The organism is Escherichia sp. XD33 (assembly GCF_019375075.1).
GTDB lineage: Bacteria > Pseudomonadota > Gammaproteobacteria > Enterobacterales > Enterobacteriaceae > Enterobacter > Enterobacter flexneri_A.
In genome coordinates this window covers 125,239-142,470 of sequence record NZ_JAENDM010000005.1, presented here as the reverse complement: position 1 = coordinate 142,470, position 17,232 = coordinate 125,239, and the positions used below count along the sequence as shown (strand labels likewise).

At 51.6% G+C, this 17,232-nt stretch carries 17 protein-coding genes; 9 read left to right on the top strand and 8 right to left on the bottom strand.

Features of this window, described 5'->3' with window-relative positions; all coding sequences use genetic code 11:
• Nucleotides 1-197: 197 nt before the first annotated feature.
• Nucleotides 198-923, bottom strand: coding sequence for a 30S ribosomal protein S2 (rpsB, locus tag K0778_RS05320; protein WP_000246882.1), 726 nt, complete (start codon nucleotides 921-923; stop codon nucleotides 198-200).
• 367 nt (nucleotides 924-1,290) lie between these two features.
• Between rpsB and map the strand changes: the two genes are divergently transcribed.
• From map to K0778_RS05295, 5 genes are all read left to right on the top strand, one after another.
• Nucleotides 1,291-2,085 carry a type I methionyl aminopeptidase gene (map, locus tag K0778_RS05315; protein WP_001018194.1) on the top strand — a complete coding sequence of 265 codons (795 nt, stop codon included), beginning with the start codon at nucleotides 1,291-1,293 and terminating at the stop codon, nucleotides 2,083-2,085.
• Nucleotides 2,086-2,146: 61 nt separating this feature from the next.
• Nucleotides 2,147-4,819, top strand: a complete 2,673-nt coding sequence (gene glnD, locus K0778_RS05310) for a bifunctional uridylyltransferase/uridylyl-removing protein GlnD (protein ID WP_001094588.1) — start codon at nucleotides 2,147-2,149, stop codon at nucleotides 4,817-4,819.
• A 30-nt stretch (nucleotides 4,820-4,849) separates the two neighbouring features.
• On the top strand, nucleotides 4,850-5,674 hold the full coding sequence (gene dapD, locus K0778_RS05305; protein ID WP_001186650.1) for a 2,3,4,5-tetrahydropyridine-2,6-dicarboxylate N-succinyltransferase: 825 nt from the start codon (nucleotides 4,850-4,852) through the stop codon (nucleotides 5,672-5,674).
• Between the two features lie 53 nt (nucleotides 5,675-5,727).
• Nucleotides 5,728-6,540 (top strand): phosphodiesterase YaeI, encoded by an 813-nt coding sequence (gene yaeI / locus K0778_RS05300; protein WP_001619118.1) that lies wholly within the window; start codon nucleotides 5,728-5,730, stop codon nucleotides 6,538-6,540.
• 161 nt (nucleotides 6,541-6,701) lie between these two features.
• Complete coding sequence (locus tag K0778_RS05295; protein ID WP_000272188.1) at nucleotides 6,702-7,088, top strand: DUF3461 family protein; 387 nt, start codon at nucleotides 6,702-6,704, stop codon at nucleotides 7,086-7,088.
• A gap of 88 nt (nucleotides 7,089-7,176) precedes the next feature.
• Here the strand turns inward: K0778_RS05295 and cdaR are convergent, their stop codons facing one another.
• The 3 genes from cdaR to dgt all read right to left on the bottom strand — a co-directional run bounded on the left by cdaR (nucleotide 7,177) and on the right by dgt (nucleotide 11,560).
• Nucleotides 7,177-8,334, bottom strand: a complete 1,158-nt coding sequence (gene cdaR, locus K0778_RS05290) for a DNA-binding transcriptional regulator CdaR (protein WP_000929443.1) — start codon at nucleotides 8,332-8,334, stop codon at nucleotides 7,177-7,179.
• 154 nt (nucleotides 8,335-8,488) lie between these two features.
• A complete protein-coding gene (gene degP / locus K0778_RS05285) occupies nucleotides 8,489-9,913 on the bottom strand; it encodes a serine endoprotease DegP (protein ID WP_000753946.1) in 1,425 nt (474 codons plus the stop codon).
• A 129-nt stretch (nucleotides 9,914-10,042) separates the two neighbouring features.
• A complete protein-coding gene (dgt, locus tag K0778_RS05280) occupies nucleotides 10,043-11,560 on the bottom strand; it encodes a dGTPase (protein ID WP_000057067.1) in 1,518 nt (505 codons plus the stop codon).
• 83 nt (nucleotides 11,561-11,643) lie between these two features.
• Between dgt and mtnN the strand changes: the two genes are divergently transcribed.
• The 3 genes from mtnN to K0778_RS05265 are packed head-to-tail and all read left to right on the top strand — an operon-like array spanning nucleotide 11,644 to nucleotide 13,796.
• Nucleotides 11,644-12,342 (top strand): 5'-methylthioadenosine/S-adenosylhomocysteine nucleosidase, encoded by a 699-nt coding sequence (gene mtnN / locus K0778_RS05275; protein ID WP_000689844.1) that lies wholly within the window; start codon nucleotides 11,644-11,646, stop codon nucleotides 12,340-12,342.
• Complete coding sequence (gene btuF, locus K0778_RS05270) at nucleotides 12,335-13,135, top strand: vitamin B12 ABC transporter substrate-binding protein BtuF (protein WP_001129927.1); 801 nt, start codon at nucleotides 12,335-12,337, stop codon at nucleotides 13,133-13,135. Before mtnN ends, btuF begins: the two co-directional genes overlap by 8 nt.
• Before the next feature lie 37 nt (nucleotides 13,136-13,172).
• Entirely contained in the window at nucleotides 13,173-13,796 is a 624-nt protein-coding gene (locus tag K0778_RS05265) for a TRIC cation channel family protein (RefSeq protein ID WP_000964221.1), read from the top strand.
• Nucleotides 13,797-13,842: 46 nt separating this feature from the next.
• Here the strand turns inward: K0778_RS05265 and erpA are convergent, their stop codons facing one another.
• From erpA to yadX, 4 genes are read right to left on the bottom strand one after another with little or no spacing between them, the layout of a single operon-like run.
• The gene (gene erpA / locus K0778_RS05260; RefSeq protein WP_001295564.1) at nucleotides 13,843-14,187 is read right to left on the bottom strand and encodes an iron-sulfur cluster insertion protein ErpA; all 345 of its coding nucleotides are present in this window, start codon (nucleotides 14,185-14,187) and stop codon (nucleotides 13,843-13,845) included.
• Complete coding sequence (gene yadW, locus K0778_RS05255) at nucleotides 14,180-14,245, bottom strand: small protein YadW (protein ID WP_120795373.1); 66 nt, start codon at nucleotides 14,243-14,245, stop codon at nucleotides 14,180-14,182. Before yadW ends, erpA begins: the two co-directional genes overlap by 8 nt.
• 23 nt (nucleotides 14,246-14,268) lie before the next feature.
• Nucleotides 14,269-15,690 carry a H(+)/Cl(-) exchange transporter ClcA gene (gene clcA, locus K0778_RS05250; RefSeq protein ID WP_000845394.1) on the bottom strand — a complete coding sequence of 474 codons (1,422 nt, stop codon included), beginning with the start codon at nucleotides 15,688-15,690 and terminating at the stop codon, nucleotides 14,269-14,271.
• 11 nt (nucleotides 15,691-15,701) lie between these two features.
• The gene (gene yadX, locus K0778_RS05245) at nucleotides 15,702-15,749 is read right to left on the bottom strand and encodes a protein YadX (RefSeq protein WP_211180485.1); all 48 of its coding nucleotides are present in this window, start codon (nucleotides 15,747-15,749) and stop codon (nucleotides 15,702-15,704) included.
• Nucleotides 15,750-15,914: 165 nt separating this feature from the next.
• Between yadX and hemL the strand changes: the two genes are divergently transcribed.
• On the top strand, nucleotides 15,915-17,195 hold the full coding sequence (gene hemL, locus K0778_RS05240) for a glutamate-1-semialdehyde 2,1-aminomutase (protein WP_000045290.1): 1,281 nt from the start codon (nucleotides 15,915-15,917) through the stop codon (nucleotides 17,193-17,195).
• Nucleotides 17,196-17,232: the final 37 nt, after the last annotated feature.

Below are 17,232 nucleotides of genomic sequence, written 5' to 3'. Positions count from 1 at the left end.
AAGGGGGCCATATGCAGGCCCCCTAACCAAACGTGTACTACCTGGTCTATAAGGGCTCTCCCCCTTCATATTTCGCGCCGCAGATGCGTTGTCTTCGCTCGCTCATCCCGGTCACTTACTGATGTAAGCTCCCGGGAATTCTCGAGCTTGCCGCCTTTCTGCAACTCGAACTATTTTGGGGGAGTTATCAAGCCTTATTACTCAGCTTCTACGAAGCTTTCTTCCGCCTGGGAAGCCAGATCCTGAGAACGGCCTTCACGTACGGTTGCAGCAACAGCGCCCAGGTACAGGGTCACAGCACGGATTGCGTCGTCGTTACCCGGGATAACGAAGTCAACACCGTCCGGATCAGAGTTGGTATCAACGATAGCAAATACCGGAATACCCAGGTTGTTTGCTTCTTTGATAGCAATGTGTTCGTGGTCAGCATCGATTACAAACAGAGCGTCCGGCAGACCGCCCATGTCTTTGATACCGCCCAGGCTGTTTTCCAGTTTCTCCAGCTCACGAGTGCGCATCAGCGCTTCTTTCTTGGTCAGCTTGTCGAAAGTACCGTCCTGAGACTGAGTTTCCAGGTCTTTCAGACGTTTGATGGACTGACGAACGGTTTTCCAGTTAGTCAGCATACCGCCCAGCCAGCGATGGTTCACGAAGAACTGGTCGCAGCTCAGAGCAGCGTCTTTCACCGCTTCGCTTGCAGCGCGTTTAGTACCAACGAAAAGGATTTTACCTTTGCGAGAAGCAATCTTGTTCAGTTCAGCCAGAGCTTCGTTGAACATCGGTACAGTTTTCTCAAGGTTGATGATGTGAACTTTGTTACGCGCACCGAAGATGAACGGCTTCATTTTCGGGTTCCAGTAACGGGTCTGGTGACCGAAGTGAACACCAGCCTTGAGCATGTCGCGCATGGAAACAGTTGCCATGATTAAAACCTCTATATAAAAGTTGGGGTTATGCCTCCACGTATCCCATATTACCGACCCCAAAGGGCACCCCGGAATATGTGCCGATACGTGTGTGTTGTTACACAAAGTGAGATTGTCGCTTCCGTCCAGTCTGTGTATACGAAATGGATCGGAAGTCCGGCGCGCTTTATACCACAAATACGTCATGGACACCAATAATTGTTGGCGCTGTGTACAGCATCAGACGTTGAATTTTCTATTATAGAAAACGTTCAGTGGCACGTTTGGCGAAATTCAGAATGATTCTCAATTTGCCCGGGTGTGATACCATTGACGGCACTTACATATATATTGTCGGTATCACCGACGCTGATGGACAGAATTAATGGCTATCTCAATCAAGACCCCAGAAGATATCGAAAAAATGCGCGTCGCTGGCCGACTGGCTGCCGAAGTGCTGGAGATGATCGAACCGTATGTTAAACCGGGCGTCAGCACCGGCGAGCTGGATCGCATCTGTAATGATTACATTGTTAATGAACAACACGCGGTTTCTGCCTGCCTCGGCTATCACGGCTATCCGAAATCCGTTTGCATCTCTATTAATGAAGTGGTGTGCCACGGTATCCCGGACGATGCTAAGCTGCTGAAAGATGGCGATATCGTTAACATTGATGTCACCGTAATCAAAGATGGTTTCCACGGCGATACCTCGAAAATGTTTATCGTCGGTAAGCCGACCATCATGGGCGAACGTCTGTGCCGCATCACGCAAGAAAGCCTGTACCTGGCGCTACGCATGGTAAAACCAGGCATTAATCTGCGCGAAATCGGTGCGGCGATTCAGAAATTTGTCGAAGCAGAAGGCTTCTCCGTCGTTCGTGAATATTGCGGACACGGTATTGGTCGCGGCTTCCATGAAGAACCGCAGGTGCTGCACTATGACTCCCGTGAAACCAACGTCGTACTGAAACCTGGGATGACGTTCACCATCGAGCCAATGGTCAACGCGGGTAAAAAAGAGATCCGCACCATGAAAGATGGCTGGACGGTAAAAACCAAAGATCGCAGCTTGTCTGCACAATATGAGCATACTATTGTGGTGACTGATAACGGCTGCGAAATTCTGACGCTACGCAAGGATGACACCATCCCGGCGATAATCTCGCACGACGAATAAGATGAAGCCGGCGAATGCCGGCTTTTTTAATGCGATAATTTAATCTTATGGGTGGCGCACAATGAATACCCTTCCAGAACAGTACGCAAACACCGCTCTCCCCACCCTGCCCGGTCAACCGCAAAATCCATGCGTCTGGCCCCGTGATGAATTAACCGTCGGTGGGATAAAAGCCCATATCGATACTTTCCAGCGTTGGCTGGGTGATGCCTTTGACAATGGGATCTCTGCAGAGCAGTTGATTGAGGCGCGCACCGAGTTTATCGACCAGCTCCTGCAACGATTATGGATTGAAGCGGGATTCAGCCAGATTGCCGACCTGGCATTGGTCGCCGTCGGTGGCTACGGTCGTGGCGAGCTGCATCCACTTTCAGACGTCGATTTACTGATTTTAAGCCGTAAAAAGCTCCCGGACGATCAGGCGCAAAAAGTGGGCGAGCTGTTAACGCTGCTCTGGGATGTAAAGCTGGAAGTCGGTCATAGCGTGCGCACGCTTGAAGAGTGCATGCTGGAAGGGTTATCGGATTTAACCGTCGCCACCAATTTAATCGAATCCCGCTTATTAATTGGCGATGTTGCGCTGTTCCTCGAACTGCAAAAACATATTTTCAGCGAAGGATTCTGGCCTTCCGACAAGTTCTACGCGGCGAAAGTTGAAGAACAGAACCAGCGCCATCAGCGTTACCATGGCACCAGCTACAACCTTGAACCAGACATCAAAAGCAGCCCTGGCGGCTTGCGCGATATCCACACTCTGCAATGGGTGGCCCGCCGTCATTTTGGCGCAACATCGCTGGATGAAATGGTCGGGTTTGGCTTCTTAACCTCAGCGGAGCGGGCGGAATTAAACGAATGTCTGCATATATTGTGGCGTATTCGCTTTGCCCTGCATCTGGTCGTCAGCCGTTACGATAATCGCCTGTTATTCGATCGCCAGCTTAGCGTCGCCCAGCGTCTGAATTACAGTGGTGAAGGTAACGAACCGGTCGAGCGGATGATGAAGGATTACTTCCGCGTTACACGCCGCGTCAGTGAACTCAACCAGATGCTGCTGCAACTGTTCGATGAAGCCATCCTCGCCCTTCCCGCCGACGAAAAACCACGTCCAATCGACGATGAGTTTCAGCTACGCGGTACGCTAATCGACCTGCGTGATGAAACACTATTTATGCGCCAGCCGGAAGCCATCTTGCGTATGTTCTACACCATGGTGCACAACAGTGCGATCACCGGCATTTACTCCACCACGCTGCGCCAGTTACGCCATGCCCGTCGCCATCTGCAACAACCGCTGTGTAATATTCCGGAAGCACGAAAACTGTTTTTGAGCATTCTGCGTCACCCCGGAGCGGTGCGGCGCGGGCTATTGCCAATGCATCGCCATAGCGTGCTCGGCGCGTATATGCCGCAATGGTCGCATATCGTCGGGCAGATGCAGTTTGATCTGTTCCACGCCTACACGGTGGATGAACATACTATCCGCGTGATGCTGAAACTGGAGAGTTTTGCCAGTGAAGAAACGCGCCAGCGCCATCCGTTGTGTGTGGACGTCTGGCCGCGCCTGCCGTCAACTGAGCTGATTTTCATCGCCGCGCTGTTTCACGATATCGCCAAAGGACGCGGCGGCGACCACTCCATTCTCGGTGCTCAGGATGTAGTGCATTTTGCCGAACTCCACGGGCTGAACTCACGCGAAACACAGCTGGTCGCCTGGCTGGTTCGCCAGCACCTGTTGATGTCGGTGACCGCCCAACGCCGCGATATTCAGGACCCGGAAGTCATCAAGCAGTTTGCCGAAGAAGTGCAAACGGAAAATCGTCTGCGCTATCTGGTATGCCTGACTGTGGCTGACATTTGCGCCACCAACGAAACGCTGTGGAATAGCTGGAAGCAAAGTCTGTTGCGTGAGCTCTACTTTGCCACCGAAAAGCAGCTACGACGCGGAATGCAAAACACGCCGGATATGCGCGAACGGGTTCGCCATCACCAACTCCAGGCACTGGCACTACTGCGCATGGATAACATCGACGAAGAGGCGCTGCACCAAATTTGGTCACGCTGTCGTGCTAACTATTTTGTCCGCCATAGCCCAAATCAACTGGCCTGGCATGCCCGCCATTTATTACAGCATGATTTAAGCAAACCGCTGGTATTGCTTAGCCCGCAGGCTACGCGTGGAGGCACCGAGATTTTTATCTGGAGCCCGGACCGCCCTTATCTGTTTGCCGCCGTCTGTGCCGAATTAGACCGCCGCAATTTAAGTGTTCACGACGCACAAATTTTCACCACTCGCGACGGTATGGCGATGGATACCTTTATCGTGCTGGAACCCGATGGCAGCCCACTTTCCGCAGATCGCCATGAAGTTATTCGATTTGGTCTGGAGCAGGTACTGACACAAAGTAGCTGGCAGCCACCGCAGCCACGTCGCCAACCTGCCAAATTGCGCCATTTTACTGTTGAAACCGAAGTGACGTTTTTGCCAACCCATACCGACCGCAAATCATTCCTTGAGCTTATCGCGCTCGACCAGCCAGGACTGCTGGCGAGAGTCGGGAAAATTTTTGCCGATCTGGGAATTTCGCTTCATGGCGCCCGAATTACAACCATTGGCGAACGAGTAGAAGATTTATTCATAATTGCCACCGCTGACCGGCGTGCGCTTAATAACGAGTTGCAGCAGGAAGTACATCAGCGGTTGACAGAGGCCCTCAATCCAAACGATAAAGGGTAATGTGTTTATTTATATGGAAAGAGTTTAACAATGCAGCAGTTACAGAACATTATTGAGACCGCTTTTGAACGCCGTGCCGAGATCACGCCAGCCAATGCAGACACCGTTACCCGCGAAGCGGTAAATCAGGTGATCGCCCTGCTGGATTCCGGCGCACTGCGTGTGGCGGAAAAAATTGACGGTCAGTGGGTGACGCATCAGTGGTTGAAAAAAGCGGTGCTGCTCTCTTTCCGTATTAATGATAATCAGGTGATCGAAGGGGCAGAAAGCCGCTACTTCGACAAAGTGCCGATGAAATTCGCCGACTACGACGAAGCACGTTTCCAGAAAGAAGGCTTCCGCGTTGTACCACCAGCGGCGGTACGTCAGGGTGCGTTTATTGCCCGTAACACCGTGCTGATGCCGTCTTACGTCAACATCGGCGCATATGTTGATGAAGGCACGATGGTTGATACCTGGGCCACTGTCGGTTCCTGTGCACAAATTGGTAAAAACGTCCATCTGTCTGGCGGTGTAGGCATCGGCGGCGTGCTGGAGCCGCTGCAGGCTAACCCGACCATTATTGAAGATAACTGCTTCATCGGCGCGCGTTCAGAAGTTGTTGAGGGCGTGATTGTCGAAGAAGGTTCCGTTATTTCCATGGGCGTATACATCGGTCAGAGCACCCGTATTTACGACCGTGAAACCGGCGAAATCCACTACGGTCGCGTTCCGGCGGGGTCTGTGGTTGTTTCAGGTAATCTGCCGTCAAAAGATGGCAAATACAGCCTCTACTGTGCGGTTATCGTTAAGAAAGTTGACGCGAAAACTCGCGGCAAAGTCGGCATTAACGAACTGCTGCGTACCATCGACTAAAAGTATGCACACGGGCAGCACGACGCTGCCCGATTTTTTTGCAGGGATGAGCGATGATTTCACGCAGATGTTTGTTACTGGCTGCCGCCGCAACGTTAACTGCCGGATCAGGCTTCGGCTATATGCGTTATTGGGAACCAGGTTGGCTCGAATTAACCCATCAGCGCATCGCCTTTTTTAAAGACAAAGCCGCACCCTTCAAAATTCTTTTTCTGGCAGATCTCCATTACTCTCGTTTTGTTCCTTTAAGCCTAATTTCTGACGCGATTGCTCTTGGCATAGAACAAAAGCCCGATTTGATATTGCTGGGCGGCGACTACGTATTATTTGATATGCCGCTGAATTTTTCGGCGTTTAGTAACGTACTCTCTCCCCTTGCCGAATGTGCGCCGACGTTTGCCTGCTTCGGCAACCACGATCGCCCTGTTGGTACAGAAAAAAATCACTTAATTGGCGAGACGTTGAAATCAGTGGGCATCACGGTGTTGTTTAACCAGGCTACGGTGATCGCCACGCCGAACAGGCAATTCGAACTGGTAGGCACCGGTGACTTATGGGCCGGACAATGCAAACCACCTCCCGCCAGAGAAGCAAATCTGCCAAGACTGATGCTGGCACATAATCCCGACAGCAAAGAAGTCATGCGTGATGAACCCTGGGATCTGATGCTGTGCGGCCATACTCACGGCGGGCAACTGCGCGTACCGTTGGTTGGTGAACCTTTTGCCCCTGTCGAAGATAAACGTTACGTCGCCGGATTAAATGCCTTTGGCGAACGACACATCTACACAACCCGTGGCGTGGGCAGTTTGTATGGTTTGCGTCTGAACTGCCGCCCGGAAGTAACGATGCTGGAACTGGTGTAGAACGTGAATTTTATCACCACAATAAAGCAGGTAATTTTTTGATTTTTACGCCATGATAGAAGTCTGGAAGAAAAAGGCTTTCTGCGATCACAGTCGAGCCGGGCGGGCCAGGCCAAATGCTAAAATAAGCACAATTTACTGACTCATTTTGAGGTAACGCTATGTACGACAATCTGAAAAGTCTGGGTATTACCAATCCTGAAGAAATTGATCGTTACAGCCTCCGGCAGGAAGCCAACAACGATATTCTGAAAATCTATTTCCAGAAAGACAAAGGCGAGTTTTTCGCCAAGAGCGTTAAGTTTAAATATCCGCGTCAGCGTAAAACGGTCGTCGCTGATGGTGTGGGTCAGGGTTATAAAGAAGTCCAGGAAATCAGCCCGAATCTACGGTATATCATTGATGAGCTTGATCAAATCTGCCAGCGTGACCGCAGCGAAGTTGATCTTAAGCGTAAGATCCTCGACGACTTACGTCACCTGGAGTCAGTCGTAACCAATAAGATCAGCGAGATTGAAGCCGATCTGGAAAAACTAACGCGTAAATAATCCCGAATTGACGGTTAACTCGGGCATTCCCCTCTCCCCTTCGGGCTGAGGGGAATGAGCCAGCGCCGCCTCAACCTTAACGCATAACCTACCGCTCTTCATCCAGTTGTAACGCCACATACAGCAGCAACCTGTCATCAAAATTGCCCAAATCAAGCCCGGTCAGTTCCGATATACGATTAAGCCGATACTCCAGGGTATTACGATGAATAAACAACGCCTTTGACGTTGCCAGCGGTTGCACATTGTGGCGAAACCACGCCGCCAGCGTTCGTCGCAGCAAGCCGTTATTGTCCATCGTTTTCAGCCGCGCCAGCGGTCGCGCCAGTTCGTTGGCCTGCCAGTCGCCACGCAAACTGTCGAGTAACACAGGTAACATCAGATCCTGATAAAAATAGCAGCGACTTTCTGGCATCCGCTGTTTACCCACCACCATCGTCGTTTTCGCCGTACGATAGGATCGGGCAATACTGCCAGGACCGGTAAAATAGTTGCCCAGTGAAACGCGAAAACGCAGCTGGCCGTACTCTTTCATGCGGGTAATCAGTTGTTCAACTCGCTTACGATGATCTTCTGCATCCCAGCGCCCAAAAGAGTTCAACGCCGGTTTCAACACCACCATTTCGGTTAGCGAGACAATCGCCACCAGATTATTACGCTCGGGCGTAGTCAGCGCGTTTTGCAGTTGTTGTAACTCCGCCATTGCGCTGTCCACGCCAAGCTGACCGCTGTCGACCTCAACAATAGCCACCACTCGCGGTTGATTGAGATCGATCCCCAGCCGTTGCGCCCATTCAGTAAGTGCGGGAGTATTCTCCTCTGCCTGAATCAGGTTCATCACCAGTTCTTCCCGCAAACGGCTATCCTGCGCCAACAAGTGCATCAACCGCGACTGTTCCAGCATCATTTCAGCCGTCATGCAGACCAGTTCGCCATATTTACGCAGATTCTCTGGTTCACCTGTCAGGCCAATTACGCCGACAATTTCACCTTCCAGCCGTAACGGTAGATTAATCCCCTGCCGCACACCGTGCAGATGACGTGCTACCGCGTCATCGATATCGACGACTCGTCCCTGTGAAAGTACCAGCAATGCACCTTCGTGCAATTCACCAATACGCTCACGATCGCCGCTGCCGATAATTCGCCCACGGGCATCCATTACGTTGATATTGGTATCGATGATGCGCATGGTACGTGCCACGATATCCTGCGCCATTTTGGTATCAAGATGCCAGCCAGCCATAAGTCCTCCGTTATGCACGGCTTAGCATAAGGAAGTACGTAACGTACGGCATTGTGCAAATGCCTAAAGGATGATGAAGATGTATGGAGTTGTGGTGAAGTTCACAGATTGTAAGGAGAACCCCTTCCCGTTTTCAGGAAGGGGTTGAGGGAGATTACTGCATTAACAGGTAGATGGTGCTGTCGCCGCGCTGAATGTTGAGTGCCAGCACAGACGGTTTGCTGTCGAGAACTTTACGCAGTTCAGCGATGTTTTTCACTGCCTGCTGGTTCGCGCCAATAATCACATCACCTTTCTTCAGGCCGATCTGCGCAGCCGGAGTGCCCGTTTTCACGTTGTTCACTACCACGCCCTGATCTTTGCCTTTGTTGCTCATCTCAGCGCCTTCAATGCCGTTGAAGATGGAGCTGGAATCAACCTGATTCTGGCTGCTCTGCTGCAGTTCCAGGTTCACGTTAACCTGCTTACCGTCGCGCAGTAAGCCCAGGGTCAGTTTGCTGCCTACCGGCATAGTACCTACCTGAGCACGCAGTGCGGCAAAGCTGCTGATCGGCTTACCGTTCAGTGAGGTGATCACATCACCCGCTTTAATGCCCGCTTTTGCAGCGGAGGAATTAGGCAGAACCTGGCTTACGAAAGCACCGCGCTGGGCGTCAACTTTCATCGCTTTCGCCAGTTCGGAGTTCAGCTCAGTCCCCATAATACCCAGCTCACCGCGTTTCACCTGGCCGTATTCCACCATCTGCGAGGTCAGGTTTTTCACCATGTTACTCGGGATAGCAAAACCGATACCGATGTTGCCGCCGTCCGGTGCGAGGATCGCGGTGTTGATACCGATCAGTTCGCCGTTCAGGTTAACCAGCGCACCACCGGAGTTACCACGGTTGATCGCTGCATCGGTCTGGATGAAGTTTTCGTAGTTTTCGGCATTCAGGCCGCTACGCCCCAGCGCAGAGACAATCCCGGAAGTTACCGTCTCGCCCAGACCAAACGGGTTACCAATCGCTACGGTGTAATCACCCACGCGCAGTGCATCAGAATCCGCCATCTTAATTGCGGTCAGGTTTTTCGGGTTCTGGATTTGGATCAGCGCGATATCAGAGCGCGGATCTTTGCCAACCATCTTCGCATCGAACTTACGGCCATCGCTCAGTTGAACTTTAATGACCGTCGCGTTATCAACAACGTGGTTGTTGGTGACGACATAGCCTTTATCGGCATCAATGATGACGCCGGAACCCAGCGCCATGAATTTCTGTTGCTGGCCGCCACCATTACCGCCCTGGCCACCCTGGCAGAACGGAGAGCTCTGGAACGGAGAACCTTCCTGGCAGAACGGAGAATCATCACCGAAGAACTGCTGGAAATTACGCGGCATACGCGGCGTATTAACGGTTGTGCTACCTTCTACGTTAATGCTGACCACTGAAGGCATCACCTTTTCGAGCATCGGTGCAAGGCTTGGCATCTGCTGGGCTGTCGTTGCTGAAGAAGTCTCAGCCGCCGTTGCAGAGAGCGGAGATAACGCCAAACCTAAACTCAGAGCCAGTGCACTCAGTGCTAATGTGGTTTTTTTCATGTATTTCAGTCTCGATTAACAGATAACGCAAAATTGCTGTGTTCTTCAGATTCGTTTTATAGCCTGAAGTTCCGAACTAAAGTTTCTGCAAAAGGTAAAAATTTATTGTTCGTCTTTACAAAAGCCTGGTTATTGTTCTACGGCCATCAGACGTCGGTATTCATCCCACGCATAGAGGTCGGTCATACCGCTGATATAATCCTGCAGCAGGCGGCAACGGTAATAATATTCCCATAGCGGAAACTCAGGAGAATCTGACGGTAATTTACTGACAGCCTCGACATAGGCCAGCCGATGGCGCGTCGAGAGTTTGTGGAATAAGCGCGATTCAATAGGGAAACGTTTCACCCGTTCTTTTTCTACCAGTTCAGTAAAGTCTGATAACGACAGGCTTAATAAAGGACGATAAATCTCTAATAATCCGCTAATGACCCGATAGCCCTGCAATTCAAGCTGCTCGACATCTGGATGGCTAAACACATGTTTTACAGCGACATTTTTATATAGCTTAAGAAGATCGCTGCATTCGCTGGCATCTTCCAATAATGCATGATTAAACGTTCCGGCGAAAATCGCAGGCAGATTATCAATAAATCGTTGTGCCGCGTAGGGTACCAGTTTATTTAGGGTGTTTACTCGTAAATACATAAAAAACTGATCTTCCGTACTGCGGCTTAAACTATTTGAGCGTGATTTTTCCCAGGCATTTTCAACCACTAGCGAAAAGAGCGAACCTTTCTCATGCTGGCCCCACGCTTCGTGCAAATGATGATAAAGCTGCTCAACGGTAAATATTCTTTTCTCTACCGCATCTTCAAGGTCTGCCACACAATAGGAGATGTCGTCGGCAGCTTCCATAATCCACGTTAATGGAAAACGACTGTAAAGCGCCAAATTAAGTTCTTTACGCAACCGCGCAATATAGGCTTCTTCAGAAAGATAATAACCCGGCTTTTTCATTAAATAGTGATGTGTCTCAGGCGTTTCGCCACGCCACCACGCCGGACGGGTATATTTTAAAATACCGCCAACCTGTGCCCAGGTGAGATTCATCCGCATCAATGTATGCACCAGACGAATGCCTTGTGCATTCCCCTCAAAATGACATAAGTCCTGACGAATCTTGCGCCGCAGCTCGTTAAGCGGTTCTTCCCCGTCCCGTAAACGTAGTGCCGCCACGCTGCAGCGATCGTCAGTCAGAGGCTGGCTTTCGGCATCTTCCGGGTGCAAACGTTGGCGAAACCAGTCATTTATCGCTGCTTCGCCAAAATGACCAAACGGCGGATTGCCGATATCGTGCATCAGGCATGACATCTCAACAATGCTTTCAAAGGGGCCGGTCAGTTCATCCAGGCCGTATGCTTCCAGCAATTTAAGCTCTTTCAGACGGCTTAAAATTTCTTTGGCGATGTAGCGTCCCACCTGCTGGACTTCCATCGAGTGGGTAAGACGCGTGCGCACGGCGGCATTGCGCTCCAGTGGAAAAACCTGGGTCTTTTGTTGCAGACGACGAATTGCCGGAGAGTTGATGATACGCCCGCGATCGCTCTCGAAGATCCGCAGGATCTCATGTTCGGTTTTAACGCCCTGCGGTGAACGGTAACGACGATGCCAGTTTATTTTTTTTCGGAAATCAATCTGTGCCATGTCCTCTCCCGCGTGAGAAATACGCTTCCCCGTAAGCGCATGGTAAACTATGCCTTCAAATCGGGCTTATCGCGAGTAAATCTATGAAAATCGGCATCATTGGTGCAATGGAAGAAGAAGTTACGCTGCTGCGTGACAAAATCGAAAACCGTCAAACTATCAGTCTCGGCGGTTGCGAAATCTATACCGGCCAACTGAATGGAACCGAGGTTGCGCTTCTGAAATCGGGCATCGGTAAAGTCGCTGCGGCGCTGGGTGCCACTCTGCTGTTGGAACACTGCAAGCCAGATGTGATTATTAACACCGGTTCTGCCGGTGGCCTGGCACCAACGTTGAAAGTGGGCGATATCGTTGTCTCGGACGAAGCACGTTATCACGACGCGGATGTCACGGCATTTGGTTATGAATACGGTCAGTTACCAGGCTGTCCGGCAGGCTTTAAAGCTGACGATAAACTGATCGCTGCCGCTGAGGCCTGCATTGCCGAACTGAATCTTAACGCTGTACGTGGCCTGATTGTTAGCGGCGACGCTTTCATCAACGGTTCTGTTGGTCTGGCGAAAATCCGCCACAACTTCCCACAGGCCATTGCTGTAGAGATGGAAGCGACGGCAATCGCCCATGTCTGCCACAATTTCAACGTCCCGTTTGTCGTAGTACGCGCCATCTCCGACGTGGCCGATCAACAGTCTCATCTTAGCTTCGATGAGTTCCTGGCTGTTGCCGCTAAACAGTCCAGCCTGATGGTTGAGTCACTGGTGCAGAAACTGGCACATGGCTAAGTCACTGTTCAGGGCGCTGGTCGCCCTGTCTTTTCTCGCGCCACTGTGGCTCAACGCCGCGCCGCGCGTCATCACGCTTTCTCCCGCCAACACTGAACTTGCCTTTGCCGCCGGGATCACGCCGGTTGGGGTCAGCAGCTATTCCGACTATCCTCCACAAGCGCAAAAGATTGAGCAGGTTTCCACCTGGCAGGGGATGAATCTGGAACGCATTGTCGCGCTGAAACCCGATCTGGTGATTGCCTGGCGTGGAGGTAATGCCGAGCGGCAGGTTGACCAGCTGGCTTCGCTGGGAATAAAAGTGATGTGGGTCGATGCGACAAGCATTGAACAAATTGCCAATGCGTTACGTCAACTGGCCCCCTGGAGTCCGCAACCGGATAAGGCCGAACAAGCCGCGCAATCCCTGCTGGATCAGTACGCGCAATTGAAAGCGCAATATGCTGATAAACCTAAAAAACGTGTTTTTCTGCAATTCGGCATTAATCCGCCATTTACCAGTGGAAAAGAGTCGATTCAAAACCAGGTACTCGAAGTTTGTGGCGGAGAAAACATCTTTAAAGACAGCCGGGTTCCCTGGCCGCAAGTTAGCCGCGAACAGGTGTTAGCACGCTCGCCACAGGCGATTGTCATTACAGGCGGACCGGACCAAATTCCTAAAATCAAACAATACTGGGGTGAACAGCTCAAAATTCCCGTTATTCCTCTCACGAGTGACTGGTTTGAACGTGCAAGCCCACGTATTATCCTCGCTGCACAACAGCTCTGTAATGCGCTTTCACAGGTAGATTAGCGCCAGACCTTTTCAGGTGCTCAGTGGGGATTGAACAATGCTCGTCTATTGGCTGGATATAGTCGGCACAGCGGTATTTGCCATCTCCGGCGTTTTGTTAGCCGGAAAATTGCGTATGGACCCTTTTGGTGTTCTGGTACTGGGCGTGGTTACCGCTGTAGGCGGCGGGACAATTCGCGACATGGCGCTGGATCACGGCCCGGTATTTTGGGTGAAAGATCCCACCGATCTGGTCGTTGCAATGGTCACCAGCATGCTGACCATCGTGCTGGTGCGCCAGCCAAGACGCTTACCAAAATGGATGTTGCCGGTGCTGGACGCCGTTGGTCTGGCGGTGTTTGTCGGCATTGGCGTGAATAAAGCCTTTAATGCGGAAGCCGGTCCGTTAATCGCGGTTTGTATGGGCGTCATTACTGGCGTTGGCGGCGGGATCATTCGTGATGTTCTGGCCCGCGAAATCCCCATGATTTTACGTACAGAAATCTACGCAACTGCCTGTATTATCGGCGGTATTGTCCACGCTACGGCTTATTACACATTTTCCGTACCACTGGAAACAGCCAGTATGATGGGCATGGTCGTGACGCTATTGATTCGGCTGGCGGCTATTCGTTGGCATCTTAAGCTACCGACGTTTGCGCTGGATGAGAATGGGCGTTGAAGAGAGAAGATGTGCCGGATAGTTTATCCGGCACATGAACAACAGATTAGATACTAAAGGAAGAACCGCAACCGCAGGTGCTTTTCGCGTTCGGGTTGGTCACGATGAAACGAGAACCTTCCAGACCTTCGGTATAATCAACGGAACCGCCGACCAGATATTGCAGGCTCATCGGATCAACCACCAGGCCAACGCCCTGTTTTTCGATGGTCATATCGCCTTCGTTCACCTGATCATCAAAGGTGAAACCATACTGGAAGCCGCTGCAACCGCCACCGGTGATATACACGCGTAATTTCAGATTCGGGTTATCTTCGTCAGCGATCAGGCTTTTAACTTTGTTGGCTGCTGCGTCGGTAAACTCCAGCGGCAGTGCTACGTCATCACTCATATTTTGCTCCAAACGACATCGGCAATTGGGCAAATTCTAACCCAATAATAATCGCCATTATCTAATACCCTGGTATTTCGTTCAAGTATTCTCGCTGGCTGATGCGGCCTTGCTTCGCGCCAGTTGCTCAGCTTCCTGTTTTGCCAGCGTGCGCGCAAGAATCGCCGAGTATAGCGGTTTCCCGCCGGTAAATTGCGCTAATAGTGTTGCGCCAAGACCGGTAATAATCATTGGCAAAATGAGCTGGTAGTTATCGGTCATCTCCAGAACCAGAATGATCCCCGTTAACGGCGCGCGAATAGATGCCGCCAGTAATGCCCCCATTCCGGCAATAGCAAACGTCCCCGCCTCAAGGTGATATTGCGGAAACAGCTCAACGGCAACCATTCCGAAAGCGGTTCCCAGCACAGTACCCAGCGCCAGCATCGGGGCAAAAATACCGCCCGGCGCGCCGGAAGAGAAGCAGAGTAAGGTGGTAATGACCCGCGCGACGAAGATAAACACCAGCATTCCCATGCTGAAATTCCCCGCGGTAGCGATAGGAATCAGGTTAAAACCGCCGCCCGACGTTGCTGGTGCCACAAACCCCAGCAATCCACACAGACCGCCAATCGCACCGCCCATTAGCACCCATTTGGTAATATTGCCGCCGTGCACACGGTGCAGCAAATCCTGCATCCCCAGCACCCATTTATTAAAAATAGGGCCGAAAATGCCAAAAATAATACCGAGGATCAGATAAAGCCACAGCGTATTAAGCGGCGCATCAGAAAGTTTACCGACGTCAATCAACGCAACTTCATGATTAAAAATCCGGTACATAATGGTCGACATAATGACACCAATAAATACCGCTTTAATCGAAATTAACGTATAGCGAAACTGCGGACGCATCTCTTCGATAATAAACAAAATACCCGCCAGCGGCGCGTTAAAGGCCGCCGCCAGCCCCGCAGCAGCACCGGTTGCCAGCAGCGTATGGCGAGCTTCGTCACCTTTCAGGCGGAAAATATCAAGCACCATACGGCCAATGTTACCGCCGATCTGCACGGTTGGCCCTTCGCGCCCCAACACCATGCCTCCGCCGAGTGTCCCCAGCCCGCCAAAGAACTTCACCGGCAATACACGCCACCAGCGAACGGGACGTTGATCTTCCAGCGCCCCTTCAATTTCCGGGATCCCCGAACCACCTGCTTCCGGCGCGTATTTGCGCACCAAAAAGTAGCCAAACATCGCCAGCACCGCCGAACAGAGAAAAGCGACGGTTAACAGAAGCGGATAATTATCAGCAGTATGTACCAGCGCCCCCATACGTTGGTTCTGCAACCAGGCGACACCTTTGTCAAAAGCAACCGCTGCCAGCCCAACAAGCGTGCCGACGACTGCCGCCATAAACAAAATGGCTAACGGGGTTTTATCGCGCTCAAGAAGTTGGCGAATCAGTTGTCTGCGTCGCAGGCGCGCGGCCTGCGGTGTTTCTAAAGAGGGAGTATCAGTTTTCATCCAATGATCACTTATTGGTCATACAAATAAGATGACGGCATTTTACTCGCACGTTCCATGAAAATCCTTTGCAAAGCGTAATGTTTCAAATGCACAAAACTTTTATACTCTAAGAAATCAGGATTGCACCAGTACAAGCAGCCTGATGTTTGACGAGTATTTAACTTGTTATGAATAACATAGAATAGCAGCCATTCACTTTTTCTACGAATCAGGAACCCTCCATGAGTAAGTCTGAAAATCTTTACAGCGCAGCGCGCGAGCTGATCCCTGGCGGTGTGAACTCCCCTGTTCGCGCCTTTACTGGCGTGGGCGGCACTCCACTGTTTATCGAAAAAGCGGACGGCGCTTATCTGTACGATGTTGATGGCAAAGCCTATATCGATTATGTCGGTTCCTGGGGGCCGATGGTGCTGGGCCATAACCATCCGGCAATCCGCAATGCCGTGATTGAAGCCGCCGAGCGTGGTTTAAGCTTTGGTGCACCAACCGAAATGGAAGTGAAAATGGCGCAACTGGTGACCGAACTGGTCCCAACCATGGATATGGTGCGCATGGTGAACTCCGGCACCGAGGCGACGATGAGCGCCATCCGCCTGGCCCGTGGTTTTACCGGTCGCGACAAAATTATTAAATTTGAAGGTTGTTACCACGGTCACGCTGACTGCCTGCTGGTGAAAGCCGGTTCTGGCGCACTCACGTTAGGCCAGCCAAACTCGCCGGGCGTTCCGGCAGATTTCGCCAAACATACCTTAACCTGTACTTATAACGATCTGGCTTCTGTACGCGCCGCGTTTGAGCAATACCCGCAAGAGATTGCCTGTATTATCGTCGAGCCGGTGGCAGGCAATATGAACTGCGTTCCACCGCTGCCAGAGTTCCTGCCAGGTCTGCGTGCGCTGTGCGACGAATTTGGCGCATTGCTGATCATCGATGAAGTAATGACCGGCTTCCGCGTGGCACTGGCTGGCGCACAGGATTATTACGGTGTGGAACCGGATCTCACCTGCCTGGGCAAAATCATCGGCGGTGGAATGCCGGTAGGCGCATTCGGTGGTCGTCGTGATGTAATGGATGCGCTGGCCCCGACGGGTCCGGTCTATCAGGCGGGTACGCTTTCCGGTAACCCAATTGCGATGGCAGCGGGTTTCGCCTGTCTGAATGAAGTCGCGCAGCCGGGCGTTCACGAAACGTTGGATGAGCTGACATCACGTCTGGCAGAAGGTCTGCTGGAAGCGGCAGAAGAAGCCGGAATTCCGCTGGTCGTTAACCACGTTGGCGGCATGTTCGGTATTTTCTTTACCGACGCCGAGTCCGTGACGTGCTATCAGGATGTGATGGCCTGTGACGTGGAACGCTTTAAGCGTTTCTTCCATATGATGCTGGACGAAGGTGTTTACCTGGCACCGTCAGCGTTTGAAGCGGGCTTTATGTCCGTGGCGCACAGCATGGAAGATATCAATAACACCATCGATGCTGCACGTCGGGTGTTTGCGAAGTTGTGATCCAGCATGGTTTGTCGGATGCGGCGTGAACGCCTTA